Genomic DNA, 8,011 nt, shown 5'->3' with positions numbered 1-8,011 from the left:
TCGGCGATCACCTGGTTGACCTCGACCCGGTCGCCTTCGACGACGATGGGCTTCTGGTTGAACGAGGTGCCCTGGTTGGAACGCTTGAACTTGGCCACCCGGGAGGTGATGCGGGTGCCGTCGTCGTTCATCACGGTGACGTAGTCGGCGGAGACCTCCTCCACCACACCGGCCTTGGCGGCCATGATCATGTCACCGCTGTCGGTCGCCGCACGATACTCCATGCCGGTCCCGACCAGCGGCGCCTCACTCTTGAGCAGAGGTACGGCCTGCCGCTGCATCCCCGCCCCCATCAGGGCGCGGTTGGCGTCGTCGTGCTCCAGGAAGGGGATCATCGACGTGCCCACCGACACCGTCTGGTGCGGCGACACGTCCATGTAGTCGACTTCCTCGGCACGCGCGAGCTCGGTGTCGCCGCCCTTGGTGCGGACCAGGACGCGCGACTCGGCGAAGGTGCCGTCCGCGTTGAGCGCCGTGTTGGCCTGCGCCTTGACGAAGCGGTCCTCCACGTCGGCGGTCAGGTAGTCGATCTGGTCGGTGACCTTGCCGTCGACGACCTTGCGGTAGGGCGTCTCGACGAAGCCGAAGGCGTTGATCCGGCCGAAGCACGCCAGGTACCCGATCAGGCCGATGTTCGGGCCTTCCGGCGTCTCGATCGGGCACATCCTGCCGTAGTGGGAGGGATGCACGTCACGCATCTCCACGCCCGCCCGCTCCCGCGACAGGCCGCCGGGGCCCAGCGCGGACATGCGGCGCCTGTTGGCCAGACCGGCCAGGGGGTTGGTCTGGTCCATGAACTGCGACATCTGGGAGGTGCCGAAGAACTCCCGGATCGAGGCGACGACCGGGCGGATGTTGATCAGGGTCTGCGGCGTGATCGCCTCGACGTCCTGCGTGGTCATCCGCTCGCGCACGACGCGCTCCATCCGGGCCAGGCCCAGGCGGACCTGGTTCTGGATGAGCTCGCCGACGGTGCGCAGACGACGGTTGCCGAAGTGGTCGATGTCGTCGATCTCCGCGCCGTCAACCCCCGCGTGAAGGCGAAGCAGATACTCGATCGTGGCGACGAGGTCGTCCTCGGTCAGCGTGGTCTCGGTGATCTCCGCTTCCACGCCCAGCTTTTTGTTGATCTTGTAGCGGCCGACCTTGGCGAGGTCGTAGCGCTTGGGGTTGAAGTAGAGGTTCTCCAGGAGGGCCTTGGCCGACTCCTTAGTCGGCGGCTCGCCCGGACGGAGCTTGCGGTAGATGTCGAGCAGGGCGTCGTCCTGGCCGGCGGTGTGGTCCTTCTCCAGGGTGGCCCGCAGCGACTCGTACTGGCCGAAGCGCTCGAGGATCTGTTCGGTGGTCCACCCGAGCGCCTTCAGCAGCACGGTGACGGGCTGCTTGCGCTTGCGGTCGATGCGCACACCGACGCTGTCGCGCTTGTCGATCTCGAACTCCAGCCAGGCGCCACGTGAGGGGATCACCTGGCAGCTGAACAGGTCCTTGTCGGAGGTCTTGTCGAGGCTGCGGTGGAAGTAGACGCCGGGAGAGCGGACGAGCTGGGAGATGATGACCCGCTCGGTGCCGTTCACGATGAACGTGCCCTTCGGGGTCATGAGCGGGAAGTCGCCCATGAACACCGTCTGGCTCTTGATCTCACCGGTGGCGTTGTTGATGAACTCCGCCGTCACGAAGAGCGGGGCGGTGAACGTCATGTCCTTGTCCTTGCACTCTTCGACCGAGTGCTTGGGCGGCTCGAACCGGTGGTCGCGGAACGACAGGGACATGGTCCCGGAGAAGTCCTCGATCGGGCTGATCTCTTCGAAGATCTCTTCCAGGCCGGACTGGGGCGTGATGTCCTTGCGCGCCCGCCAGTTGTCGTTGCCCAGCAGCCAGTCGAAGGATTCGGTCTGCATGGCCAGCAGGTCGGGGACTTCGAGGGTCTCCTGGATGCGGGCGAAGGAGAGGCGAGGTGGAGCGGTGCGTGAAGCTGCCAACAGTTGTCCTTCCGAGGCGGCGCGGATGGATCCGAGCGCACGCATGCCGGACGCCCCGTCAATCGCTAAGCGAAAGCGGGGCACCAAAGGGTCGTGCGAAACGGCAGCATACCCTAAAACGCAAACGGAAGTCCACAACTACTTTGCTTGTCAACCTCAACGCATTCTCATTATTACACGCCTCGAAGGGCCTCGTCAATTCGGAAAATGTGTCCACGAGAGGCGGCGCCGTATGAGGCCAGAGTAGGTGGTCCGACGGAGCGGACGTGAGGGAAAGGGGAAGACCCGCGCCTTTCCACTCTCAACGTATAGCGCACCGGGGGGCTTGCGGCAAGACCCCCGTCATGCCGCATACTCGCTGGCCGAGGCCAGAACCTGCGGAAACGGGGGACAGAATGCAGGTATTGCTGACGACGTACGGCTCACGCGGCGACGTCGAACCCATGCTGGGACTCGCCGTGCGGCTGCGGGAACTCGGCGCGGAGGTGCGCATGTGCGCGCCCCCGGACGAGGAGTTCGCGAAGCTGCCGGCCGGTGCCGGTGTGCCGCTGCTCCCGCTGGGACCGGCGATGGGCACGATGGCGCGGCCGTCGACCGCGGCCGACGCCTCCCGGCGCGTGTCCCAGCTCGCCGAGCTCTACGACACGGTCATCGCGGCGGCCGAGGGCTGCGACGCCCTGGTGGCCGGCGGGCTCGCGCACTTCGCCTCCCGGTCGGTGGCCGAGAAGCTGGGCGTCCCCTACCGGTACGCGACCTTCTGCTCGTACCTGGAAACGGCCCTGAACCCTGGGACCGCGGCCAGGGCGGGCGCCCTGGCCGCGACCATCCGCACCGACGGGGCGGAGGTGGCCGCCAAGCTGCTGCTCGACACGCTGAGCCGGGAACGGCCGCCCGTGTCCGCGTGAACCGCGCGCGACCATCCAGCCTACATTCGCAACCGAAGGACGTGAACCACCTGAACACCAGCGCGTTCGACCTACCCGCCCACCTCGCCCCCAAGGCCGACCCGGCGCTGATCGCCGACGACGAGCGGCACTTCGCGGCCATCGCGCGCAGCCTTGAGCAGTCGATCGCCGAACTGTCCGGCCGCCTGGACGCCGAGCGCAGGTCGCCGGGCGGCAAGGGCCGGCAGGCGCTGGACCGTGACCTGGAGATCCACCGGATCTCGGCCCGCCTGCGCGCGCTGCGCCGCTTCGGCCTGGACCTGTGCCTCGGGCACATGGTGAGCGCGGACGGCGCCGAGCCCGTGTACGTCGGCCGGCTCGGCCTGACCGACAGCGACGGCCGCCGGTTGCTGCTCGACTGGCGCTCCCCCGCGGCCGAGCCGTTCTTCGGCGCCACCCACGGCAACCCGATGGGGCTGGCCAGCCGCCGCAGGTACCGCTGGACCCGCGGCCGGATCAGCGACTACTGGGACGAGGTGTTCGCCTCCGAGGGGTTCGAGGGGCACGCCGCGCTCGACGACCAGTCCGCCTTCATCGCCAGCCTGGGCAGCAGCCGCTCGCCGCGGATGCGCGACGTGCTCGGCACCATCCAGGCCGACCAGGACGCCATCATCCGCGCGGGCTCGCGCGGCGCCCTGGTCGTCGACGGCGGTCCCGGCACCGGCAAGACCGTCGTCGCCCTGCACCGCTCGGCCTACCTCCTCTACTCCGACCCCCGTCTCGGCCACCACCGTGGCGGCGTGCTGTTCGTCGGCCCGCACCAGCCCTATCTGGCGTACGTCGCCGACGTACTGCCGAGTCTCGGTGAGGAGGGCGTGCAGACCTGCACCCTGCGCGACCTCGTCGCCGAGGGGGCGAAGGCGACGGCCGAGGCCGACCCGGAGGTGGCCCGGCTGAAGTCGTCGGCCGAGATGGTGACGGCCATCGAGCCGGCCGTCAGGTTCTACGAGAACCCGCCCGCCAAGCCGATGACGGTCACCACCCCCTGGTCCGACATCCGGCTGAGCGCCGAGGACTGGGCCGAGGCGTTCGAGGCGCCAGACCCCGGCACGCCGCACAACGACGCGCGCGAGCAGATCTGGCAGGAACTGCTCACGATCCTGGTGGACCGGCACGACGGCGAGGCCCCGGAACACCTGCTGCGCAAGTCCCTGACGCAGAACAGGGAGCTGCGCGAGGTCTTCAACCGCGCCTGGCCGCTGCTCGAAGCGGCCGACCTCGTCGGCGACCTGTGGACGGTGCCCGCCTACCTGCGCCTGTGCGCTCCCTGGCTCAGCATCGACGAGATCCGCACGTTGCAACGCCAGGAGGCCCAGGCCTGGACGGTGTCCGACCTGCCGCTCCTGGACGCGGCCCGGCAGCGGCTCGGCGACCCGGAGGCCGCCAAGCGTCAGCGCCGGCGCAAGGCCGCCGCCGAATCCGAGCGCGCCCACATGGCCGAGGCCATCGACCGCCTGCTGGAGGCCGATGACGACGGCGAGGGCGCGGTGACGATGCTGCACGGAAAAGACCTTCAGGACGCGCTGGTCGACGAGGGCGCGCCGCCGGCCACCGACCTGGATGTGCTGGCCGGGCCGTTCGCGCACGTCGTCGTGGACGAGGCGCAGGAGCTGACCGACGCCGAATGGCAGATGTTGCTGCTCAGGAACCCCTCGCGCAGCTTCACCATCGTCGGGGACCGCGCGCAGGCCAGGCACGGGTTCACCGAGTCGTGGGAGGAACGGCTGAAGCGGATCGGGCTCGACCGGATCACCCTGGCCTCCCTGAGCGTCAACTACCGCACGCCCGAGCAGGTGATGGCCGAGGCCGAGCCGGTCATCCGGGCCGTTCTGCCCGACGCCAACGTGCCGGCCTCCATCCGCCGCGGCGACCTCCCCGTCGTACGCGGACCGCTCTCCGACCTCCAGCCGATCCTCGACACGTGGCTCGCCGGGAGCGCGGACGGGATCGCCTGCGTCATCGGCGACCCCGCCTTCCGGGCGACGCCGCGGGTGCGCTCACTGACGCCGGAGCTGTCGAAGGGGCTGGAGTTCGACCTCGTCGTCCTCGTCGACCCGGACAGGTTCGGCGAGGGCATCGAGGGGGCGGTCGACCGGTATGTCGCGATGACCAGGGCGACCCGGCAGCTCGTCATCCTCACGAGTTCGTAGGGCGGCCTCGGGGTCACAGGTTCACGCCTGTGGCCCCGGCGGCGTACGCGCGCAGGTGGCGCTCGGCCAGCGCGGGCGAGAGTGTGGGCACGGCCATCGTGATGTGCAGGCCGTAGCCGTCCTCCAGCGTCACGAGGTTACGCGCGATCGCCAGCGGCTCGTCGGCCAGCGTGAACGTGCCGGTGGCGGCGCCCGCCTGCAGGATGGCCGCGTAGATGCCGACCTGGCGCTCGTAGAGCTTGATGTAGGCGGCGGCGCAGGCGGCGTCGCGCCTGGCGATCGCGCCCAGCTCGTACAGCAGGACGCACAGCTCGTCACGCGGGTCGCCGGGCAGGCCGCTGGAGATCATCGCCGACAGTTTGAGCCGCGGGTCGCTCTCGTCGCGCACGACGGCCTCGCGCTCGTCGCAGAACCGCTCGACGGCCTCGCGGTGCACCTCCCGCAGCAGTTCGGTGAGGCCGGGGAAGTAGTAGAGCACCGAGCCGGAGGACATGCCCGCCTCCTGCGACACGTCGCGCAGGCGCAGGCCCAGGAGTCCCCGCTCGACGACGCTGCGCCTGGCCGCGGCGATGAGATGGGCGCGCCGCTCGTGGGCGCGGCTGGGTCGTGCCATGGCACCTCGCATTCCTTGAAGGCATCTCAAACTTTAGTCGGCCGCTATTGACTGCGGTTCAGCGGAGTTCTTTGATGCTTGTTAAAAGTATGGAGGCGCGGATGAGCACGTCCCAGACCCGTCCCGGTGCCCGTCTCAAGCGCGGGCTGCGCGCGTTCGGAACTCTCCTGATCGTCCTGTCGGCCATCACTCCCGCCTCGTCCGTCTTCATCATCGGCCCGGGCGTGGTCCGGCAGGCCGGGACGGGCGCGTTCTGGAGCTACGTCCTCGCCGCGGTGGTGGGCGTCTTCATGGCCTTCGTGTACGCCGAGTTGTCGTCGGCCTATCCGCTGACCGGCGGCGAGTACACGATCATCGGCAGGACACTCGGCCGGCTGCCCGGTTTCCTGGCGCTGGTGCTGGTCCTGGTCACGCAGCTGCTGATCCTCGCGGTGATCGCCCTGGGCGTCGGCACGTACCTGGGCGTGCTGTTCCCCGGCCTGCCGGGTCCCCTCGCGGGCGCGGTCACCGTCGCGCTCGCCGCCGTGGTGGCCGTCTTCGACATCCGCTTCAACGCCGTGGTGACCGGCGTCTTCCTGGCTCTGGAGATGCTGGCCCTGCTCGCGCTGTCGGCCATCGGCGTGCTCAATGTCGAGCGCCCCTTCACCGATCTGCTGGTGAACCCGGTCGCGCCCGACGGCTCCCCCGCCACGCTCGGGCTGATCGCGCTCGCCACCGCCGTGGCGATCTTCTCCTACAACGGGTACGGCTCCGCCGTCTACTTCGGCGAGGAGACCCACGGTGCCCGGCGCAACATCGCCCGGGTCATCCTGTGGGCGCTGGCCATCACCGTGGCCGCCGAGCTCATCCCGATCACCGCCGTCCTGCTGTCGGCCACCAGCCTCGACGGCGGCAACGTGGTCCAGCAGGTGGTCGCCGAGCACGGCGGCGGCACCCTGAACACGCTGATCAGCCTGGGCGTCGCCCTGGCCATCGCCAACGCGGTGATCGCCATCATGCTGCTCACCGCGCGCCTGATCTTCAGCAGCGCCCGCGACGCGACCTGGCCGGCGCGGGTCAACGCCCTCTTCGGCCGCATCCACCCGCGTTTCGGCACCCCCTGGACCGCGACGATCGCCGCCGGCGCGGTCAGCGCGGCGCTCTGCTTCGTGCCGGAGCGCTACCTCCTCGTCGTCACCGGCACCTCCCTGGTGGTGATCTACGCCGCCCTCTGCGTCGCCGTCATCGGCGGCCGCCGCAACGGCAGCACCGCGCACGGCGTGTACCGGATGCCGCTGTACCCGCTGGCGCCCGTCGTGGCCCTGGCCGCGCTGGCGTACGTGATCTACACCAGCGCCATCGACCCCGTGATCGGCCGCCCCAGCCTGATCGTCACCGCCGCCATCCTGGTGGCGGGCACGGTGGTCTATCTCACCGTCGTACGGCGGCGCGGCGCCTGGACCCTCCAGGACACCGCCGACGATCCCGAATGACCGGCAGGAAGAACTGAACGACACACCGATTACGGATCTTCCGCGTAACGCTCTAGCATTCCATTATCCGGAATATGCGAGGGAGGCGTTATGGCGGAGACCCAGTCACCGGTGGGAAGCGTGGACCGTGCCCTGCTGATCCTTCAGGAGATCGGCAGGCACAGCCGCGGAGTCACGCTCGACGAGCTGGCCACACGGCTCGGGCTGCCCAAGAGTTCGCTGCATCGGCTGCTCGGCGCGTTGAAGCACCGGGGGTTCGCCGCGCAGCCCGAGCCGAGCGGGCCGTACTTCCTGGGCACCGAGATGCTCGCGACCGCGTTCAGGTTCTACGAGAGCATGGATCTGCGCACGCTCGTGCGGCCGCTGCTGCTGCGGCTCAGCGAGGAGTTCGCCGAGACCGTGCACATGGCGACGCTCGACGGCATCGAGGTGGTCTACCTGGACAAGGTCGAGGCGGTGCGCTCGATCACGATGACCTCGGTGGTGGGCGGGCGCAACGCCGCGCACTGCACGGGCGTGGGCAAGGCGCTGCTGGCCTGGACGTACCCGAGCGACGAGGCGATCAAGGCCTGGGCCGAGCGGTTCGGCCCGCTGGCGACCAGGACCCGCAACACGATCACGAACCCGGCGAAGCTGGCCACCCACCTCGACCAGGTACGGCGCCGCGGTTACGCGCTCGACCTGGAGGAGAACGAGCCGGGCGTGCGGTGCGTGGCGGCCCCCCTCTTCCTGGGCAGGACCGCCCCGGTCGCCGCGGTGAGCGTGACCGCGATCAAGGACAGGATGCCGCCGGCGCGGATGGAGGAGCTGGGGCACAGCCTGCGCAAGGCGATCGCCGAGCAGGGCTGACGGT

Annotated in this window: 6 protein-coding genes; 4 read left to right on the top strand and 2 right to left on the bottom strand. The window is 69.6% G+C overall.

Annotated features, from left to right (window positions below):
* A partial coding sequence (locus ACIBI5_RS42695) for a DNA-directed RNA polymerase subunit beta (RefSeq protein WP_397255750.1) occupies positions 1 to 1,898 on the bottom strand: 1,898 nt, incomplete at its 3' end.
* Positions 1,899 to 2,374: 476 nt separating this feature from the next.
* On the opposite strand from ACIBI5_RS42695, the gene ACIBI5_RS42690 reads away from it, so the two are divergent.
* Both ACIBI5_RS42690 and helR read left to right on the top strand, forming a co-directional pair.
* Positions 2,375 to 2,884 (top strand): glycosyltransferase, encoded by a 510-nt coding sequence (locus ACIBI5_RS42690; protein WP_397255740.1) that lies wholly within the window; start codon positions 2,375 to 2,377, stop codon positions 2,882 to 2,884.
* A 41-nt stretch (positions 2,885 to 2,925) separates the two neighbouring features.
* The gene (gene helR, locus ACIBI5_RS42685; protein WP_397255738.1) at positions 2,926 to 5,073 is read left to right on the top strand and encodes an RNA polymerase recycling motor ATPase HelR; all 2,148 of its coding nucleotides are present in this window, start codon (positions 2,926 to 2,928) and stop codon (positions 5,071 to 5,073) included.
* A gap of 13 nt (positions 5,074 to 5,086) precedes the next feature.
* On the opposite strand, the gene ACIBI5_RS42680 is transcribed toward helR, so the two are convergent.
* Positions 5,087 to 5,686 carry a TetR/AcrR family transcriptional regulator gene (locus tag ACIBI5_RS42680; RefSeq protein WP_397255736.1) on the bottom strand — a complete coding sequence of 200 codons (600 nt, stop codon included), beginning with the start codon at positions 5,684 to 5,686 and terminating at the stop codon, positions 5,087 to 5,089.
* A gap of 101 nt (positions 5,687 to 5,787) precedes the next feature.
* Here ACIBI5_RS42680 and ACIBI5_RS42675 point away from each other — a divergent pair, with 101 nt between their 5' ends.
* Together ACIBI5_RS42675 and ACIBI5_RS42670 are read left to right on the top strand one after the other, a co-directional pair.
* A complete protein-coding gene (locus ACIBI5_RS42675) occupies positions 5,788 to 7,158 on the top strand; it encodes an APC family permease (protein ID WP_397255734.1) in 1,371 nt (456 codons plus the stop codon).
* A 90-nt stretch (positions 7,159 to 7,248) separates the two neighbouring features.
* Positions 7,249 to 8,007 carry an IclR family transcriptional regulator gene (locus ACIBI5_RS42670; protein WP_379627204.1) on the top strand — a complete coding sequence of 253 codons (759 nt, stop codon included), beginning with the start codon at positions 7,249 to 7,251 and terminating at the stop codon, positions 8,005 to 8,007.
* Positions 8,008 to 8,011 lie beyond the last annotated feature (4 nt).

The organism is Nonomuraea sp. NPDC050540 (assembly GCF_044457485.1).
In the GTDB taxonomy this organism is placed as follows: domain Bacteria; phylum Actinomycetota; class Actinomycetes; order Streptosporangiales; family Streptosporangiaceae; genus Nonomuraea.
Note: the sequence above shows the minus strand (reverse complement) of the source record. Positions and strands in the feature narration are given on the sequence as shown.